Annotated in this window: 16 protein-coding genes; 3 read left to right on the forward strand and 13 right to left on the reverse strand. The window is 63.6% G+C overall.

The window, feature by feature from the left end:
• The 3 genes from QSV36_RS20760 to QSV36_RS20770 all read right to left on the reverse strand — a co-directional run.
• On the reverse strand, nucleotides 1-350 hold a 350-nt coding region (locus QSV36_RS20760), incomplete at its 3' end, for a DNA polymerase III subunit chi (RefSeq protein ID WP_289133985.1).
• 5 nt (nucleotides 351-355) lie between these two features.
• Nucleotides 356-784 (reverse strand): DNA polymerase III subunit chi, encoded by a 429-nt coding sequence (locus QSV36_RS20765; RefSeq protein WP_289133987.1) that lies wholly within the window; start codon nucleotides 782-784, stop codon nucleotides 356-358.
• A gap of 49 nt (nucleotides 785-833) precedes the next feature.
• On the reverse strand, nucleotides 834-2,327 hold the full coding sequence (locus QSV36_RS20770; protein ID WP_289133989.1) for a leucyl aminopeptidase: 1,494 nt from the start codon (nucleotides 2,325-2,327) through the stop codon (nucleotides 834-836).
• 14 nt (nucleotides 2,328-2,341) lie between these two features.
• On the opposite strand from QSV36_RS20770, the gene QSV36_RS20775 reads away from it, so the two are divergent.
• The 3 genes from QSV36_RS20775 to lptG are packed head-to-tail and all read left to right on the forward strand — an operon-like array spanning nucleotide 2,342 to nucleotide 4,798.
• Nucleotides 2,342-2,632, forward strand: a complete 291-nt coding sequence (locus QSV36_RS20775) for a hypothetical protein (protein WP_289133991.1) — start codon at nucleotides 2,342-2,344, stop codon at nucleotides 2,630-2,632.
• Nucleotides 2,629-3,744, forward strand: a complete 1,116-nt coding sequence (gene lptF, locus QSV36_RS20780; protein WP_289133993.1) for an LPS export ABC transporter permease LptF — start codon at nucleotides 2,629-2,631, stop codon at nucleotides 3,742-3,744. The genes QSV36_RS20775 and lptF overlap by 4 nt, the downstream gene beginning before the upstream one ends.
• The gene (gene lptG / locus QSV36_RS20785) at nucleotides 3,737-4,798 is read left to right on the forward strand and encodes an LPS export ABC transporter permease LptG (protein ID WP_289133994.1); all 1,062 of its coding nucleotides are present in this window, start codon (nucleotides 3,737-3,739) and stop codon (nucleotides 4,796-4,798) included. The genes lptF and lptG overlap by 8 nt, the downstream gene beginning before the upstream one ends.
• A 53-nt stretch (nucleotides 4,799-4,851) precedes the next feature.
• Here lptG and QSV36_RS20790 read toward each other — a convergent pair whose 3' ends face one another.
• The 10 genes from QSV36_RS20790 to QSV36_RS20835 all read right to left on the reverse strand — a co-directional run bounded on the left by QSV36_RS20790 (nucleotide 4,852) and on the right by QSV36_RS20835 (nucleotide 17,630).
• A complete protein-coding gene (locus QSV36_RS20790) occupies nucleotides 4,852-5,346 on the reverse strand; it encodes an RDD family protein (RefSeq protein WP_289133996.1) in 495 nt (164 codons plus the stop codon).
• Between the two features lie 90 nt (nucleotides 5,347-5,436).
• Nucleotides 5,437-5,649, reverse strand: a complete 213-nt coding sequence (locus QSV36_RS20795; RefSeq protein WP_043210709.1) for a cold-shock protein — start codon at nucleotides 5,647-5,649, stop codon at nucleotides 5,437-5,439.
• A gap of 358 nt (nucleotides 5,650-6,007) precedes the next feature.
• The gene (gene gcvT / locus QSV36_RS20800; RefSeq protein ID WP_289133999.1) at nucleotides 6,008-7,129 is read right to left on the reverse strand and encodes a glycine cleavage system aminomethyltransferase GcvT; all 1,122 of its coding nucleotides are present in this window, start codon (nucleotides 7,127-7,129) and stop codon (nucleotides 6,008-6,010) included.
• 27 nt (nucleotides 7,130-7,156) lie between these two features.
• Nucleotides 7,157-8,533 carry an L-serine ammonia-lyase gene (locus QSV36_RS20805; protein ID WP_289134001.1) on the reverse strand — a complete coding sequence of 459 codons (1,377 nt, stop codon included), beginning with the start codon at nucleotides 8,531-8,533 and terminating at the stop codon, nucleotides 7,157-7,159.
• Between the two features lie 60 nt (nucleotides 8,534-8,593).
• Nucleotides 8,594-11,449, reverse strand: a complete 2,856-nt coding sequence (gene gcvP, locus QSV36_RS20810; RefSeq protein WP_289134003.1) for an aminomethyl-transferring glycine dehydrogenase — start codon at nucleotides 11,447-11,449, stop codon at nucleotides 8,594-8,596.
• Between the two features lie 11 nt (nucleotides 11,450-11,460).
• Nucleotides 11,461-11,844, reverse strand: coding sequence for a glycine cleavage system protein GcvH (gcvH, locus tag QSV36_RS20815; RefSeq protein WP_289134005.1), 384 nt, complete (start codon nucleotides 11,842-11,844; stop codon nucleotides 11,461-11,463).
• Between the two features lie 264 nt (nucleotides 11,845-12,108).
• Nucleotides 12,109-13,170, reverse strand: a complete 1,062-nt coding sequence (locus QSV36_RS20820) for an SGNH/GDSL hydrolase family protein (RefSeq protein ID WP_289134006.1) — start codon at nucleotides 13,168-13,170, stop codon at nucleotides 12,109-12,111.
• A gap of 267 nt (nucleotides 13,171-13,437) precedes the next feature.
• Nucleotides 13,438-14,352: a glucose-1-phosphate thymidylyltransferase RfbA gene (gene rfbA, locus QSV36_RS20825; protein WP_289134008.1), complete on the reverse strand. Its 915-nt coding sequence runs from the start codon at nucleotides 14,350-14,352 to the stop codon at nucleotides 13,438-13,440.
• Between the two features lie 38 nt (nucleotides 14,353-14,390).
• Nucleotides 14,391-15,455: a dTDP-glucose 4,6-dehydratase gene (gene rfbB, locus QSV36_RS20830; protein WP_289134010.1), complete on the reverse strand. Its 1,065-nt coding sequence runs from the start codon at nucleotides 15,453-15,455 to the stop codon at nucleotides 14,391-14,393.
• 42 nt (nucleotides 15,456-15,497) lie between these two features.
• On the reverse strand, nucleotides 15,498-17,630 hold the full coding sequence (locus QSV36_RS20835; RefSeq protein ID WP_289134012.1) for a prenyltransferase/squalene oxidase repeat-containing protein: 2,133 nt from the start codon (nucleotides 17,628-17,630) through the stop codon (nucleotides 15,498-15,500).
• Nucleotides 17,631-17,695: the final 65 nt, after the last annotated feature.

The following is a 17,695-nucleotide window of genomic DNA, read 5'->3' on the forward strand; positions in this document are numbered from 1 at the left end:
ATCAACCGCTCGATCCGCGCATCCAGGCGGCGTTTGATCTCGTTCTCGATATGTGGGGTAAAGTCGTTGATCACATCCTGCATGATCATCTGCGCCGCCGCACGCAGCTCGCTTTCGAGGTGCAGCAGGGTGTCCTGGCGCCGCGTCTGCGGGTCGTCCACGGCCTCGGGTTCGACCGCTTCGGCAGCGGGTGCGGTGGTGTCGGGCGCTGCTTCCAGCAGCAGGGGGATCTGCTCGACTGTCTCGGTCAGCAGCGGCGGTTGCAGGTCGGCATCGCCAAGCAACTGGCGGATCGACTCGAGGTCATCGAGCAGATGAGCGGAATCGGGTAGCGGGGAGGGTTTGTCCATCGTCGTCAAAGTCGCTGTAAGCGGTGGTCTTGCAGAGCATAGCCCTGTTCACGGTAGAAACGGAATCGCTCACGTGCCGATTGGCGGATGCCAGGTTCCTCGACGACGATCTCGGCCACCCGCTCGAACTGGCCCACGAAACCCGGCACACCGGTGCTCAGGTTGATCAGCAGGTCGCGATGGTCGCCGGCATCGTCGGCCAGGCCCAGGGCCACGCGCGCGTCGGCGTGCAGCTCTGCCAGGTCGTGGGGCACGAAGGCCTCGCCCTTGAAGCGCCACAGACGTTGGTCCAGCTGGTCACGCTGATCGGCATCCTGGCAATGCAGGTAGACCCGGTGGCCAAGGCGCCAGGCCTTTTCACACAGCTTGCAGGCGAACTCCAGGCGCGCCGGCAGCGAATCGGTGGGCAGAATGTAGAAGTCGACTTTGCTCATGGTGGTATCGCCGGCCGATGGCGCGCAAGGCGCCACCGGCTGCCCGGCGTCAGGCGCCAGCGCGGTCCAGCAGGTACTGGGTCAGCAGCGGTACCGGGCGACCGGTGGCGCCCTTGTCCTTGCCACCGCTGACCCAGGCCGTGCCGGCGATGTCCAGGTGCGCCCAGTCGTAGGCCTTGGCGAAGCGCGACAGGAAGCAACCGGCGGTGATGGTGCCGGCTTTCGGCCCGCCGATGTTGCCCATGTCGGCGAACGGGCTGTCCAACTGCTCCTGATACTCATCGAACAGCGGCAACTGCCAGGCGCGGTCGTCGGCACGCTTGCCGGCGTCGAGCAACTGGCCGACCAGGTCGTCATTGTTGCCCATCAGGCCGGAGGTGTGGCTGCCCAGGGCGACGATGCAGGCGCCGGTGAGGGTGGCGATGTCGATCACCGCCTGCGGCTTGAAGCGTTCGGCGTAGGTCAGGGTGTCGCACAGCACCAGGCGGCCTTCGGCGTCGGTGTTGAGGATTTCCACGGTCTGACCGCTCATCGTGGTGACGATGTCACCCGGGCGGGTGGCGCCGCCGCTCGGCATGTTTTCGGCGCAGGCCAGCAGGCACACCAGGTTGATCGGCAGCTGCAGTTCGAGCACCGCACGCAGGGTGCCTAGCACGCTGGCGGCGCCGCACATGTCGTACTTCATCTCGTCCATCCCGGCACCGGGCTTGAGGCTGATGCCGCCAGTGTCGAAGGTGATGCCCTTGCCCACCAGCACGAACGGCTTGTCGGCTTTCTTGCCGCCCTGGTAGTTGAGCACGATCAGGCGTGGTGGCTGCTCGCTGCCCTGGCCGACGGCGTAGAACGCGCCCATGCCCAGGTCCTTGATCTTCTTCTCGTCCAGTACCTCGACCTTCAGCCCCTTGTGCGCCTTGCCCAGGTCCTTGGCCTGTTCGGCGAGGAAGCTTGGGTGGCACAGGTTGGGCGGCAGGTTGCCGAGGTCGCGGGTGAAGGCCATGCCGGTGGCGATGGCGCTGGCGTGCCTGACTGCGCGTTCGACGTCGGCCTGGCCGGCCTTGTCGGCCAACAGGGTGACCTTTTTCAGGGCGCGCGGCTCGGCCTTCTGGCTCTTGAAACGGTCGAACGTGTACTCGCCGTCGAGCAGGGTTTCAGCCAGCAGGCGGTACTTGCCGTAGTGGGCATCGCGGTTGCTGACCGCAATGTCATCCAGGGCCAGCACCGCATCGCTGCCGTTCAGGCCCTTGAGTACAGCGGCGACGCTGCTGACCAGCTTGCGCCAGGCGCGGTCGCCCAGGGCTTCGTCCTTGCCGCTGCCGACCAGCAGCACACGTTCGGCCTTCAGGCCGGGGATGCTCTGCAGCAGCAGGGTCTGGCCCGGCTTGCCGGCCAGGTCGCCACGCTTGAGCACGGCACTGATGGCGCCTTCGCTGGCCTGGTCGACGGCCTTGGCCACGGCGCCGAGCTTGCGGTTTTCACCCACCGGAATGACCAGGGTGGCGGTTTTTACGGATGCAGCAGCTACGCTTTTTACAACCAGTTCCATGTCAGGATCCCCGAATGATCGATACGCTTGGCGCTGTGTGTTCCAGCGCTCTGGACGGGCCGGGCTGCGTCATCGCGCGCCAGCGGAAAAGCGTCCAGTTTGAGCCTGCGGCGAGTGTGCTGACAACCCCGTTGTATGCCTTCATGCGCGGCGAAGTGACAGGGGCGTTCAATCACAGGATAATGCGCGCACTTTACATGGAGGTTCGCCTTTGGCGAACCGGCATTGGTCTTGGATGTACTAAGTCATTGTCTGGCGCCATTGCTTGGCAGTCCGCCCTGACAACCCAGGAGTGTCTGGTTTGATCGTCTTTCGTTATCTGTCCCGCGAGGTCCTGGTGACCTTGAGCGCCGTCAGCGCCGTGCTGCTGGTGATCATCATGAGCGGGCGCTTCATCAAGTACCTGGCCCAGGCTGCCCAGGGCGTGCTCGACCCGAGCGTGCTGTTCCTGATCATGGGCTTCCGTCTGCCGGGGTTCCTCCAGCTGATTCTGCCACTGGGCCTGTTCCTCGGCATTCTCCTGGCGTACGGGCGCCTGTACCTGGAAAGCGAGATGACCGTGCTCTCGGCCACCGGCATGAGCCAGCAGCGCCTGCTCGGCCTGACCATGGCACCGGCCGCCCTGGTCGCCCTGCTGGTGGCCTGGCTGAGCCTGAGCCTGGCGCCACTGGGCGTCGCCCAGGTGCAGCAGATCATCAGCCAGCAAGATGCCCTGACCGAATTCGATACCCTGGTGCCGGGCCGCTTCCAGACACTGCGCGACGGCTCGCGGGTGACCTACACCGAACAGCTGTCTGACGACCGTATCAACCTGGCCGGGGTGTTCATCTCCGAGAAGCGCTTCAACCAGGACAAGACCAAGGACCGCGCGCCGTCGGTGCTGGTCGCCGAACGCGGTCACCAGGAAATCCAGGCCGACGGCAACCGTTACCTGGTGCTGGAAAACGGCTACCGTTACGACGGCAACCCGGGCCAGGCCGACTACCGCGCCATCAAGTACGATACCTACGGCGTGCTGCTGCCCAAGCCGGAAGTCAGCGAGGAAGTGACCGAGCGCGAAGCCATTCCTACCTCCGAACTGATCGGCAAGAAGGGCCTGCGTGAGCGTGCCGAGCTGCAATGGCGGTTGTCGCTGCCCATCCTGGTGTTCGTCGTCACCCTGCTGGCGGTACCGCTGTCCCGGGTCAACCCGCGCCAGGGCCGCTTCCTCAAGCTGCTGCCGGCAATTCTTCTGTACATGGCCTATCTGACAATGCTGATTTCCGTACGCGGCGCCCTCGAGAAGGGCAAACTGCCAATCGCCCTGGGCATGTGGTGGGTCCACGGCCTGTTCCTGCTGATCGGCCTGGGCCTGATGTACTGGGAACCGCTGCGCCTCAAGCGCGCCGCACGCCGTGCGGGGTTGGCCCATGGTTAAGCTCGACCGCTACATCGGCCAGAGCGTGCTGCTGGCGATCCTCGCCGTGCTCGGGATCATTCTTGGCCTGGCCTCGTTGTTCGCCTTCATCGATGAGATGAGCGACTTGAGCGATACCTACACGGTGATGGAGGCGGGCAATTTCGTCCTGCTGACCGCGCCACGGCGTCTGTACGAAATGTTGCCGATGGCGGCCCTGATCGGTTGCCTGATCGGCTTGGGCAGCCTGGCCAGCAGCAGCGAACTGACCATCATGCGTGCGGCAGGGGTATCGATCGGCCGCATCGTCTGGGCAGTGATGAAGCCGATGCTGGTGCTGATGCTGGTCGGCCTGCTGATCGGTGAATACGTGGCACCGGTAACCGAGAACAAGGCCCAGGCCGACCGTTCGCTGGCCCAGGGTGGCGGTGAGGCGCAAAGCTCCAAGCGCGGCATGTGGCACCGCCAGGGTGACGAGTTCGTGCACATCAACGCGGTGCAACCCAACGGTCTGCTGCTGGGCGTGACCCGCTACCGCTTCGACAGCGAACGCAAGATCGTCACCTCGAGTTTCGCTCGCCGTGCCCAGTACCAGGATGACCACTGGCTGCTCGCCGACGTGCGCACCACGTTCTTCCGTGGCGACCACACCGAAGTGGTGAATACGCCACAGGAGCGCTGGGACGTTTCGCTCACCCCGCAGTTGCTCAATACCGTGATCCTGGCCCCTGAGTCGCTGTCGATTACCGGCCTGTGGGATTACATCCACTACTTGTCCGACCAGGGCCTGAACAACGCCCGGTACTGGCTGGCGTTCTGGACCAAGGTGCTGCAACCGATGGTGACCGCGGCGCTGGTGCTGATGGCGATCTCTTTCATCTTCGGCCCGCTGCGTTCGGTAACCCTTGGCCAGAGGGTGTTCACCGGTGTGCTGGTGGGCTTCGTGTTCCGCATCGCCCAGGACCTGCTGGGGCCATCGAGCCAGGTGTTCGGCTTCCCGCCGCTGTTGGCGGTGGTGATTCCGGCCGGCATCTGTGCGTTGGCAGGGATGTGGTTGTTGCGCCGGGCCGGTTGATGGCCTGAGCTGCACCAGAAAGCCGACCTCAGGGTCGGCTTTTTGATGGGCGTTTAGCGGACCTGCTTCTGCTTCGGCACCCGCACCAGCTGGCTTTCCGAATAGATGTCATGCCAGCCGCGCTTGCGCTTGTCGATCAGCGCCCAGAAAAAACCCAGCCCCAGGCACAGCCACGAAGCGATCGACACCACGAAGCGCAACAGCGCCTGCCACAGGCTGATGGCCGTGCCGTCGGCATTCTGCACTCGCACCCCCCACACCTGCATGCCCAGGGTCTGCCCGCCGTGGGTCCAGAACTTGGCGAAAAAGCCGAACAGGGCGAACAGCAGTACCGTCGACAGCAGCGGGTCGCCATCCAGTGCACCGGCCTCGGTCAGCTCGCGCATGCGTGCTTCGCCGATGATCGCCATCTGGATCATCTTGTAGGCACCCGCGGTCACGATCAGCAGCGCCGTGCACAAGAGAAAGTCGTAGAACATCGCCGCCAGGCGCCGGCCCAGGCCGACAGGCGGGAAATCCCCTTGGGGTACGAGCAGAGGCTTGGACATTCAGGGCGGCTCCAGAAAACGAAGCGGCTATTCTACGGGCAAAAAAAAGCCCCTGCACAGGGCAGGGGCTTTCGCGTGTCCGGTAGTCGCTTAGGCGATGACCTGAACCTTGTCGGCTTGCATGCCTTTCTGGCCTTGAACGGCTTCGAAGGAAACCTTCTGGCCTTCTTTCAGGCTCTTGAAGCCGTTGCCTTCGATAGCGCGGAAGTGCACGAACAGATCCGGACCGCTTTCTGGGGTGATGAAGCCGTAACCTTTTTCGTCATTGAACCACTTGACGGTACCGTTCTGACGCTCAGCCATTGTCTTATTTCCTATGAAGCTTGAATTTTGATGACAGTTTCTTTTGCAATAAATTGGCAGCAAAAGATTACTGGGCTGGGTTGCAGGAAAGTAAGAGACGTCAAACGGGTTGTAGCAGATTGCGGCTACTGGCCCAGGTCACGAACTGTTGCGACCCATGCAAACACAGTGCAGTGACTCTACGCCAACTCCCGAGCGAAAAACAAGCCCTTGGTCGTATGGAAAATCGGCCGTCTGCCGATAACCGACCGTTTTGTCGGAAACGGCATGGCGCCTGGCCTGGCGCCATGTTCAAAAGTTATTGAGGAGGTTCGAAATCGAATAAGTCGAACCTGCCCGCACGCTTCACAAAACGGTTTCAGCCCCGATAGTAACGTTGCGTCACAAAAGGCATTTTGCTGACTTTAAGGGCCACCTTCTTGCCACGCACCATGGCAAACAGCGCTGTGTCGATTGCTGCCTGTTCACTGTCGATATAACCCATCGCCACAGGTGCGTTGAGCGACGGGCCAAAGCCACCACTGCAGACTTTACCGACCGGTTTGTCGTTTGCATCGACAATATCGGCGCCCTCGCGTACCGGCGTACGCTCCTGCGGCAACAGGCCTACGCGTTTGCGCACTACGCCGTCGCGCTGCTGGGCGAAGATGGCCTCGGCGCCAGGGAAGCCGCCGGCACGCGCGCCATCGGCACGGCGTACCTTGGAAATGGCCCACAGCAGGCTGGCTTCGACCGGAGTGGTTTCGCTGTTCATGTCGTGGCCGTACAGGCACAGGCCAGCTTCCAGGCGCAACGAGTCGCGCGCGCCCAGGCCGATCGGCTGCACTTGCGGCTCGGCCAGCAGGTGGCGGGCCAAGGCTTCGGCGGCGTGTGCCGGTACCGAAATCTCGTAGCCGTCTTCGCCGGTGTAACCCGAGCGGCTGACGTAGCAGTCTTCACCCAGCAACTTTACTGCGCGGAACTGCATGAAGGTCATGCTGGCTACTTCCGGGGCCAGGCGCGCCAGCACCTCGACTGCGGCCGGGCCTTGCAGGGCCAGCAGGGCGCGCTCCTCGAACAGCGCTTGCACCTCGCAGCGGCCACCGATATGCGCTTGCAGGTGGGCCAGGTCCTGGTCCTTGCAGGCCGCGTTGACGACCAGGAACAACGTGTCGTTGCCCAGGTTGGCGACCATCAGGTCGTCGAGGATGCCGCCCTGCTCATTGGTGAACATGGCATAGCGCTGCATGCCCACCGGCAGGTCGATGATGTCCACCGGCACCAGGCTTTCCAGGGCCTTTGCAGCGTCGCTGCCGCGCAGGGTGATCTGGCCCATGTGCGAGACATCGAACAGGCCGGCCTGCTCGCGGGTGTGCAGGTGTTCCTTGAGCACGCCCAGCGGGTACTGCACCGGCATGTCGTAGCCGGCGAACGGCACCATGCGCGCACCCAGTTCCAGGTGCAGGGCGTGCAGCGGGGTCTTGAGCAGTGTTTCGGACATCGGTGACTCCTTGCTGTAGTTGTCGGGTCAACATTCGATGATGTTGACGGCCAGGCCGCCGCGGGCGGTCTCTTTGTATTTGCTTTTCATGTCGGCGCCGGTCTGGCGCATGGTGCGGATCACCTTGTCGAGCGACACGTAGTGCTGCCCGTCGCCGCGCAGGGCCATGCGCACCGCATTGATCGCCTTCACCGAGCCCATGGCGTTGCGCTCGATACAAGGCACCTGGACCAGCCCGCCGATCGGGTCGCAGGTCAGGCCCAGGTTGTGTTCCATGCCGATTTCGGCGGCGTTTTCCACTTGTTGCACGCTGCCACCCATCACCTCGCACAGCGCCCCGGCGGCCATCGAGCAGGCCACGCCGACCTCGCCCTGGCAGCCCACTTCGGCGCCGGAGATGGAGGCGTTTTCCTTGTACAGGATGCCGATGGCCGCGGCGGTGAGCAGGAAGCGCACCACCCCGTCTTCGCTGGCGCCAGGCACAAAGCGCATGTAGTAGTGCAACACCGCCGGCACGATGCCTGCCGCGCCATTGGTCGGCGCGGTGACTACGCGCCCGCCGTTGGCGTTTTCCTCGTTCACGGCCAAGGCGTAGAGGTTGACCCAGTCGAGTACCGACAGGGCATCGCGCAGGCTGGCTTCCGGATGGCCGCTCAGCTGGCGGTACAGCGCCGGTGCCCGGCGCTTGACCTTCAGCCCGCCCGGCAGGATGCCTTCATGCCGGCAGCCGGCGTCAACGCAACCCTGCATCACCTGCCAGATGCGCAGCAGGCCGGCACGGGTTTCCGCCTCCGGACGCCAGGCAGCCTCGTTGGCCAGCATCACCTGGCTTATCGACAGGTTTTGCGCAGTGCAATGGCCGAGCAGTTCCCTGGCGGTCTTGAACGGGTAGGGCAATGGCGTGCTGTCTTCGACGATGCGGTCGTGGCCGGCAGCATCCTCGTCGACCACGAAACCACCCCCCACCGAGTAATACTCACGGCTGCGGATCTGCAGCCCGGCCTCGTCGAAGGCGCGGAAAATCATGCCGTTTGGGTGGTAGTCCAGTGGTTTGCGGATCATCGCCAGGTGCTGCTTTTCGATGAACGCGATGCTGTGCTCGCCGAGCAGGCTGATGCGGCCGCTGTCGCGGATCGTCTGCAGGCGGGCGGGAATGGTGTCGGTATCGACACTGTCGGGGTGTTCGCCTTCAAGGCCCAGCAGCACGGCCTTGTCGCTGCCATGGCCCTTGCCGGTGGCGCCGAGCGAGCCATACAGCTCGGCCTTGACGCTGGCGGTACGGGCAAGCAGGCCATCACGCCGCAGCCCCTCGGCGAACCGCGCAGCGGCGCGCATCGGGCCGACCGTGTGGGAGCTGGAGGGGCCGATGCCGATCTTGAACAGGTCGAAGACGCTGAGTGACATGCTGGGTCCTCCTGAAGATGCTGGGGCCGCAAAGCGGCCCCAGCTTTGCTACCAGCCGCCTCAGGCGTCCTGATAGCTCTCGATCGACGGGCAGGCGCAAACCAGGTTGCGGTCGCCGAACACGTTGTCGACCCGACCGACCGGCGGCCAGTACTTGCCTTCCACCAGGCTCGGCAGCGGGTACACCGCCTGCTCGCGGCTGTAGCCGTGGGCCCATTCGCCAACCAGCTCGGCCGCCGTGTGCGGCGCGTTCTTCAGCGGGTTGTCGTCCTTGTCCAGGCTGCCGTTCTCGACCGCGCGGATTTCTTCGCGGATCTGGATCATCGCGTCGCAGAAGCGGTCCAGTTCTTCCTTGGACTCGCTTTCGGTCGGTTCGATCATCAACGTGCCGGCCACCGGGAAGGACATGGTCGGGGCGTGGAAGCCGAAGTCGATCAGGCGCTTGGCCACATCGTCGACGCTGATGCCGCTGGTGTCCTTCAGCGGGCGCAGGTCGAGGATGCACTCGTGGGCCACCAGGCCATTGCCGCCGGTGTACAGAACAGGATAGTGCTCTTCCAGGCGGCGAGCGATGTAGTTGGCATTGAGGATCGCCATCTGCGAGGCACGCTTGAGGCCGGCACCGCCCATCATGCGAATGTACATCCAGGTGATCGGCAGGATGCTGGCGCTGCCGAACGGTGCGGCACACACTGCGCCCTCGGTGTTTTCCAGCTGCGCGTGGCCGGGCAGGAACGGTGCCAGGTGCGACTTGACGCCGATCGGGCCGACGCCCGGGCCACCGCCACCGTGCGGAATGCAGAAGGTCTTGTGCAGGTTCAGGTGGGACACGTCGCCGCCGAACTTGCCCGGGGCGCACAGGCCGACCATGGCGTTCATGTTGGCACCGTCGATGTACACCTGGCCGCCATTGTCGTGAATGATCGCGCAAATTTCGCCGATCGCCTCCTCGAACACGCCGTGGGTCGATGGGTAGGTGATCATGATCGCGGCCAGGCGCTCGCGGTGCTCGATGGCCTTGGCGCGCAGGTCCTCGACGTCGACGTTGCCGCGGGCGTCACAGGCGGTGACCACAACGCGCATACCGGCCATGTGCGCAGTGGCCGGGTTGGTGCCGTGGGCCGACGACGGAATCAGGCAGATGTCGCGGTGGCCTTCGCCACGGCTGCGGTGGTAGGCGCGGATGGCCAGCAGGCCTGCATACTCGCCCTGGGAGCCGGCGTTGGGCTGCAGCGACACGGCGTCATAGCCGGTGGCGGCGCACAGCATGGCCTCCAGTTCGCTGATCATCTGCAGGTAGCCCTGGCTCTGCTCGGCCGGGGCGAACGGGTGCAGGTTGCCGAACTCGGCCCAGGTGACCGGGATCATTTCGCTGGCGGCGTTGAGTTTCATGGTGCACGAGCCCAGCGGGATCATGCTGCGGTCCAGCGCCAGGTCCTTGTCGGCCAGGCGGCGCAGGTAGCGCATTAGCTCGGTTTCGCTGTGGTAGCGGTTGAACACCGGGTGCTGGAGGATGGCTGACTGGCGCAGCAGCGCTGCAGGCAGCAGCGAGCCGGTGCTGCTGGCCAGGGCGTTGAAGTCTGGCTGCGCCTGGTCGCCACCGAGCAGCTGCCACAGGGCTTCGACATCGGCCTGGCTGCTGGTTTCGTCAAGCGACAGGCCGAGGTGCTCGGCGTCGATCTGGCGCAGGTTGATGCCTTGGGCGCGGGCCTGTTCATGCAGGCGGGCGGTGGCGTTGCCGGTGGCCAGGGTCAGGGTATCGAAGGCGCTGCTGCCGACTACCTGAAGGCCCAGTGCCTTCAGGCCGGCGGCGAGAATTGCGGTCAGCGCATGGGTGCGTTCGGCAATGCGCTTGAGGCCGGCCGGGCCGTGGTACACGGCGAACATGCTGGCGATGTTGGCCAGCAGCACCTGGGCGGTGCAGATGTTGCTGGTGGCCTTTTCGCGGCGGATATGCTGCTCGCGGGTCTGCATGGCCAGGCGCAGGGCGGTCTTGCCGAAGCGGTCGATCGACACGCCGACCAGGCGGCCCGGCATGTCGCGCTTGAACGCATCGCGGGTGGCGAAGTAGGCCGCATGCGGGCCGCCGAAGCCCAGTGGCACGCCGAAGCGCTGGGCGCTGCCGATGGCCACGTCGGCGTCGAACTCGCCCGGCGGGGTCAGCAGGGTCAGGGCCAGCAGGTCGGCGGCCACGGCGACCAGGGCGTTGGCCGCGTGGAAGCGCTGCACCACCTCGCGGTAGTCGAACACTTCACCATTGCTGGCCGGGTATTGCAGCAGGGCGCCGAAGAACGCGCTGACATCACCCAGCTCGCGCTCGTCGCCGACCACGATCTCGATACCCAGCGGCTCGGCACGGGTGCGCAGCACGTCGAGGGTTTGCGGGTGGCAGTGCACCGAGGCGAAGAAGGCGTGGCTGGCCTTGTTCTTCGACAGGCGCTTGCAGAAGGTCATGGCTTCGGCCGCGGCGGTGGCTTCGTCGAGCAGCGAGGCGTTGGCGATCGGCAGGCCGGTGAGGTCGCTGATCAGGGTCTGGAAGTTCAGCAGCGCTTCCAGGCGGCCCTGGGAGATTTCTGGCTGGTAGGGGGTGTAGGCGGTGTACCAGGCCGGGTTTTCCAGCAGGTTGCGCAGGATCGGCGCCGGCGTGTGGGTGTTGTAGTAGCCCTGGCCGATGTAGCTCTTGAACAGCTGGTTCTTGCCGGCGATGGCCTTGAGCGCGGCAAGCGCGTCGGCTTCGCTCTGGCCGTCGTGCGCGCCCAGCACGCTGGTGCCCTTGATGCTGTCGGGAATGACCGCGGCGGTCATGGCTTCCAGCGAGTCGAAGCCGAGGGCGGCCAGCATGGCCTGCTCGTCAGCGGTGCGCGGGCCGATGTGGCGGGCGATGAATTCGTTGGCGGTGCCGAGGTTGATGGTCATGGCGGGGTTCCTCAGGCGTCGTCGTTGGCTTTGATCAGGCGGTCGTAGGCGTCCTGGTCGAGCAGGGCGGAGACGGCGCTGGCATCGGCAGGGACGAAGCGGAAGAACCAGCCTTCACCCAGCGGGTCTTCGTTGACCAGTTCCGGGCTGTCTTCGAGCTGGTCGTTGACCTGCACCACCTCGCCGGTCAGCGGCATGTACACGCCGCTGGCGGCCTTGACCGACTCGACGGTGGACGCTTCGCTGCCTTTCTCATACTGCTGCAACTCTGGCAGTTGCACGAAAACCACGTCGCCAAGGGCGTTCTGGGCGTAGGCGGTGATGCCCACGGTAACGCTGCCATCGGCTTCGACGCGCAGCCATTCGTGGTCTTCAGTGAAACGCAACTCGCTCATGGGGAATCCTCGGGAAGCAGGGGCGTTGGGCGCGGTGGCTCCGCGCTCTTGGGTTGCGATTCCCATAGCAATAATGCGGCCAATCTTGAAAATGGCTTATTAATCAATGAGTTATTAAATAGCTGGAAACGGTGCGCCAGTTGCGTGGAATGAAAACGCTACAGCAGGTGTTGGAAGTAAAAGGGTTTGAGGATCAAACCCTTGCACAGCCGCACCTCGATTACAGGTGTATCGATATGCGTACGCTGTAATGAAATCAATACGTCATTGAATGTGTGTGACCAGGCCCTTCAGTGCTGGCTGCTCCAGCAGCCACTGCACAATGGCCTTGCTTCCTTCTGCACCCGGATGCAGATGGTCGCCCGAGTCGTAGCTGCCGAGCAGCCGCCCTGGGTGCTGCGGATCACGTACAAGCGCATCGATATCGAGCACGGCGTCAAACCCGCTTTCTTCGCGGATCCAGCGATTCAGACGCTGGCGCAGGCATTCCTTCTCTGGTTGATGGAACGCAGCGAATGGCGTGCCGGCGAACGCGCCTTCGAACGGGCTCAGGGTCATGCCGAGCAGGCGGATTCCCCGTGCATGGGCCGCCTCGATCAGCCAGGTGTAGGCGTCGATCTGGGCTTCGTAGCTTGGCAGGCAAGATCCTGGGTCCACCACCGAGTCTGCCCAGCCCAGGTCATTCAAACCCACCTGAACGACCGCCAGTGCAACCCCGGGCTGGCGCAGCACATCGCGCTCGAAACGGCCCAGTACACTGATGCCGAGCCGGTCGCGCAGAAGCCGTCCCCCGGATTGCCCGGCATTGATCAAGGCCACCCCATGCGGGGCCAGGTGTCTGGCCAACAGATCGCTCCAGCACCCATGCGTGTTCTTTTCCAGGCCATGGCCATTTACCAGCGAATCACCGATCACTGCCAACGCCATGCCTTCACTCTGGACCTCGACGGCATGGACCAGTATTCGCACATTCAAGGGCTGGGCATCGGGCAGGGCGAAGTCATTGCCGGTACGATCGCCAGGTTCGATGCTGCCCGTTTGACGGGGGTCCCAGTGAAATGTCCTGAGAGAGGTGGCTGCTGGCAGATGGACCGTGACCATCAGGTCGGCAAGGTCGGGGATCGCCAGCTCGAGCGGGTCACTGTGCAGGCGCTGGCCAGCGGCCAGGGTTGTCGATGATTGCCCGGAAAATGTGATGTCGCCCCAGGCACCGGGACGCCCGTGTGCCTGCAGCGACAACCGGCAGCGCCCGAGCACCAGCGGGCTGTCGCCATACTCATTGGAGAACACCAGACGTACGGCTTTGCCACCCCGACTGATGCGCATGGGCTGGCGTACGGTACAGTGGCCGGCCAGTTCCGGGAGCTGGGTTGGAAACGGTAATTCGGCCCCCCAGGCAGGTTGAGCCGGGGCCGTCCAGGTAGACAGCCAGGAATCAGCGCCCACGCTTGCGCGTGGGTCAGTAACAACAGAGGCAGACACAGAAGAAAATCCCTTTCGCAAAAGCTGGCACTCCGGCCAACGGTGCCGTATGCAACCGTGGCCAGAGGCTAATGCAGGTGTAGTCAAAATGCTACTATCCGGCGTGAAAGATCACGCGGTCAACGCTGTCAGCACGCCTGGGTCGGCAGCAACGGCGATGGATGCCAGGTATTGCCCATAGCTGGTCTTTTTCAGTGCCGCAGCGCGTGCCAGCAGTTGAGCCTGGTTGATCCAGCCGTTCTGGAACGCAATTTCCTCCAGGCATGCCACTTTGAGCCCCTGGCGGCTTTCGATGGCCTGGACGAAGTTGCCGGCCTCGAGCAACGACTCATGGGTACCCGTGTCGAGCCATGCGAAGCCACGGCCAAGTACGTTGACGTTCAGTGTGCCCTGTTCCAGGTAGGCATTGTTGATGTCGGTGATTTCAAGTTCGCCACGAGCCGACGGTTTGACCTGTGCTGCGATCTCCAGGACCTTGTTGTCGTAGAAGTACAGGCCGGTCACCGCGTAGTTGGACTTCGGTACCCGGGGCTTCTCCTCGATGCTGATGGCCTTGCCGTTCTTGTCGAACTCGACGACACCGAAGTGTTGCGGCTCGGCCACGTAATAACCGAACACGGTCGCGCCATGCTCGCGGCTGGCCGCCTGGCGCAAGGTGCTACCGAACTGGCTGCCATAGAATATGTTGTCGCCCAGCACCAGGCACACATTGTCGTCGCCGACGAACTCCTTGCCGATGATGAACGCCTGGGCCAGCCCGTCTGGTGTAGGTTGCTCGGCATAACTGATCTTGACGCCGAACTGGCTACCGTCGCCCAGCATGCGCTGGAAGCCCGGCAAGTCGTTGGGTGTGGAGATCACCAGTATCTCGTTGATGCCGGCGAGCATCAGTACGGACAGTGGGTAGTAGATCATCGGCTTGTCGTAGATCGGCAAGGATTGCTTGGACACTCCCAGGGTTATCGGATGCAAGCGTGTGCCCGATCCACCGGCCAGCAGGATGCCTTTGTACTTGGTCTGGTTCATGAAACAGCTCCCTTGAAACATGAGTGAGATGTGAAGAATCAGGCAGCGCTTCCGAGGCGCTCCAGGCGGTAGGCGCCATTGAGCACCCGTTGCCACCAGCCGCGGTTTTCCAGGTACCACTGGACGGTTTTGCGCAGACCGGTCTCGAAGGTTTCCTGTGGCACCCAGCCCAGCTCGTCGGCGATCTTGCCGGCGTCGATTGCATAGCGCTGGTCGTGCCCCGGGCGGTCGCGGACAAACTCGATCAGGTCGCTGTAGGCTTTTACGCCCTCCGGCTTGTCGGGGTGCAGCTCTTCCAGCAGGGCGCAGATGCCCAGTACCACATCCAGGTTGCGTCGCTCGTTATGGCCGCCGATGTTGTAGGTCTGGCCCACCACGCCCCGGGTCAGGACGGTATACAAGGCACGGGCGTGGTCCTCGACGTGCAACCAGTCGCGGACCTGCGCGCCGTTGCCATATACCGGAAGCGGTTTGCCGTGCAGGGCGTTGAGGATGATGTGAGGGATCAGCTTCTCGGGAAAATGGCAGGGGCCGTAGTTGTTCGAGCAATTGGTCACCAGCACCGGCAAACCGTAAGTGCGTCCCCAGGCGCGGACCAGGTGGTCGCTGCCAGCCTTGCTCGCCGAGTAGGGCGAGCTGGGCGCGTAGGGGGTGTCCTCGGTGAAGTAGTCGTCGGTGCCTTCCAGGTCACCGAACACCTCGTCGGTGGAAATGTGGTGGAAGCGGAACGCCAGGCGGGCGTCGGGCTGCAGGCCGTTCCAGTAGGCACGCGTGACTTCCAGCAATGTTGCTGTTCCGAGCACGTTGGTCCGCACGAATGCCTCGGGCCCCTCGATGGAGCGGTCGACATGCGATTCTGCTGCCAGGTGCATCACAGCCTGGGGCTGGAAATCATTGAAAATCCGCTGCAGCTGGGCTTTGTCGCAGATGTCGGCCTGGTAGAAACGATAGCGCTCGGAGCTGGCAATGCTGGCCAACGACTCGAGGTTGCCGGCATAGGTCAGCGCATCGACGTTGGCCACATGGCAATCGGTATGTTCGATCAGGTGACGAACCACGGCGGAGCCGATGAAGCCCGCGCCGCCAGTAATCAAGATGTTCACGCAAGCACTCCTGTAATGATTGTTACGAATCCGTTCGCAGGCTCAGTTGACCAGCGCAACCCAGTACTTGCTGAGCGCCCCCTGGAGAATCAGCAGCGACTGGATGCAGGTGAAGCTCTCATCGGTGGTGGCCGAAGTCGTGTTCAGCGGCCCGAATCCGCCATCTTCCTTCTGATGCCGTGAGATCCAGGTCTCGATGCCCTGCAGGTCCCTTGGGCGCGCATCGAGCAGGTACAAGGCGGCAATCGCCATGTAGCTGCCGACCAGGCTGACAGCCTTGCCTGGGCGGTAGAGGAAGGCCCCATGCGGTTGTTGCAGCCCTTGCAGCCAGGCCACGGTGCTGGTGGCGTCGACCAGTTCGTGATCCAGGGCGTGCAGCAAGGACAGGGCGCGGTAGGTGGAGAATGTGTCCGGCGGGTTGCCGGGTCGGTTGGCGAAACCACCGTCGCTGTGGCGGCAAGCGAGAATGAAGCCCAGCAGCGCTTGCGGCCTGGTCGCTTCCGCGCCCAGGACATGCAACGACAGTGCAGCCAGGTTGCTGTGCCAGATATCCGACTGGTAGCCCGGTACATTGCCGAAGCCGCCATCGTCCTGCTGGCAGCGCTGCAGGTAGGCCACGCAGGCTGGCTTCGACAGCGGCTCGCTGCCCAACAGGCGCAGGGAAATCACCGCGCAATAGGTGGCGAACACATCACTGAGCTGCCCGGGCTGTTCGGCGAAACCACCGTCTGCGTTCTGCGATGCCTGGATGCAAGCGATCAGGCTGGCCTTGTCGTCGATGTCCGCTTTCAGTGCGTACAAGTCGGAAATCACGTGCAAGGCGGAGAAGACCTGCCAGCAACGGTCAGCGCGGAAGCCCTGCGGCGCCATTTCTGCGGTCAGCCCGTACGGTACCGCCAGTGACGCTCGCGCTTGGCGCAGCCATTGGAAGTAAGCCGGCAAGTTCACCTTCAGCTCCGGCAATGGGCCAAGATGCGGCTGCTCCAGTCGGCTGCGGTTGTTCACCCTGCGCAGGGTGCCGAGGTCCACTTCCTGCGGTGCGGCTGCCGGCGGCAGATTCGCAACCTGCTTGTGCAATGCGCCAAGGCAGGCCAGTTGCCCCTCCAGGCTCTTGATATGCAGCGGCAGATACGACAGGTTGCCGATGTGGAACACACCCAGCTGACGGGGTGGTGCCCAGAACTGACGAATGAACGGTACGGTCGGATCGACCGGCGTCGACCAGAAATAGCCTTTTCCGAGGAAGAAACCACCGTGGCGGCTGTCATGGAAATCTGTCATCGCCTTCAGCAATTGCTCGCGCCGTTGCTGGCTTTCACGCGGCTTCGCCAGTTCCAGGGCCTCGAGCAGCAACGCCACATCCAGGCTGGTCTTGATCGGGAACGGTGACTCGTTGCGCTTGAATGAAGTCAGCCAGTCAGCACCGACGCGCTGGTCGTAGCGGATACGGTCCCAGTAACCGCCATAGGTGTCGTCGTGCAGACGCTCGAAGGTGTCATCGAGCAGCATGCAGGCCAGTTGCAGCATTTCCTGGTGGCTGTTGCCCCGTGCCCAGCGTGCCAGTGCCGAGGCAGCTCGGGCGCGGCTGGCCGTCTGGCGCAGGGTGCCTGCCCCCAGGCCCTTGAGCTCGGCACGCACTTCGTCTTCAAGCTTCCAGACATGCTGCTGCAAGTGTGCAGGCAGAGGGTCTTCGGTTTTGCAGATGCACAGGCTGCACAACAGGTTCACTGCGGCAATGTCCAGCTCGATCGGCATGTGGCTATCGATCACTGTCCCCCAGTCGCTGGCCAGGACACCACCGAGCAGATGGCCGTCGTACACCTGCTGCAAGCGCTGCAGAATGCCTTCGCTGACCTGCTGCAGCTGTGCGCTGTCATGTCGCTGGCGGCGGAACTCCAGCAGTGCCCGCAAGGCGTCGAACTGCAAGGCCAGGGTCCTGCACCGCCCGGAGCCGTGGGCGTTCCATTGCCGGTCGCTGAGCTCGGTAAACCCCTGGTGCTCGGCATCGTGCAGTTCGAGCAACCCGGCCAGCGCGAACTCGGCCTGCCAGGTATCGCCGTGCTGAGCGAAGAACAGGGTGGCAGCCACCTGGTCCTCCAGGCGTTTATCACTGCTGATACGCAATGCGCCGGTCGCATCTGTGATGGCGAGAAAGCCACCTGCTTCCTTATCCATCAAGGCTTCAGCCAAGAAGGCAGATGAGGTGCTGTGCATGGGCACCCTCCTTTGAAAATGCTGTG

It is taken from the genome of Pseudomonas sp. BCRC 81390 (genome assembly GCF_030341915.1).
Taxonomy (GTDB): Bacteria; Pseudomonadota; Gammaproteobacteria; order Pseudomonadales; family Pseudomonadaceae; genus Aquipseudomonas.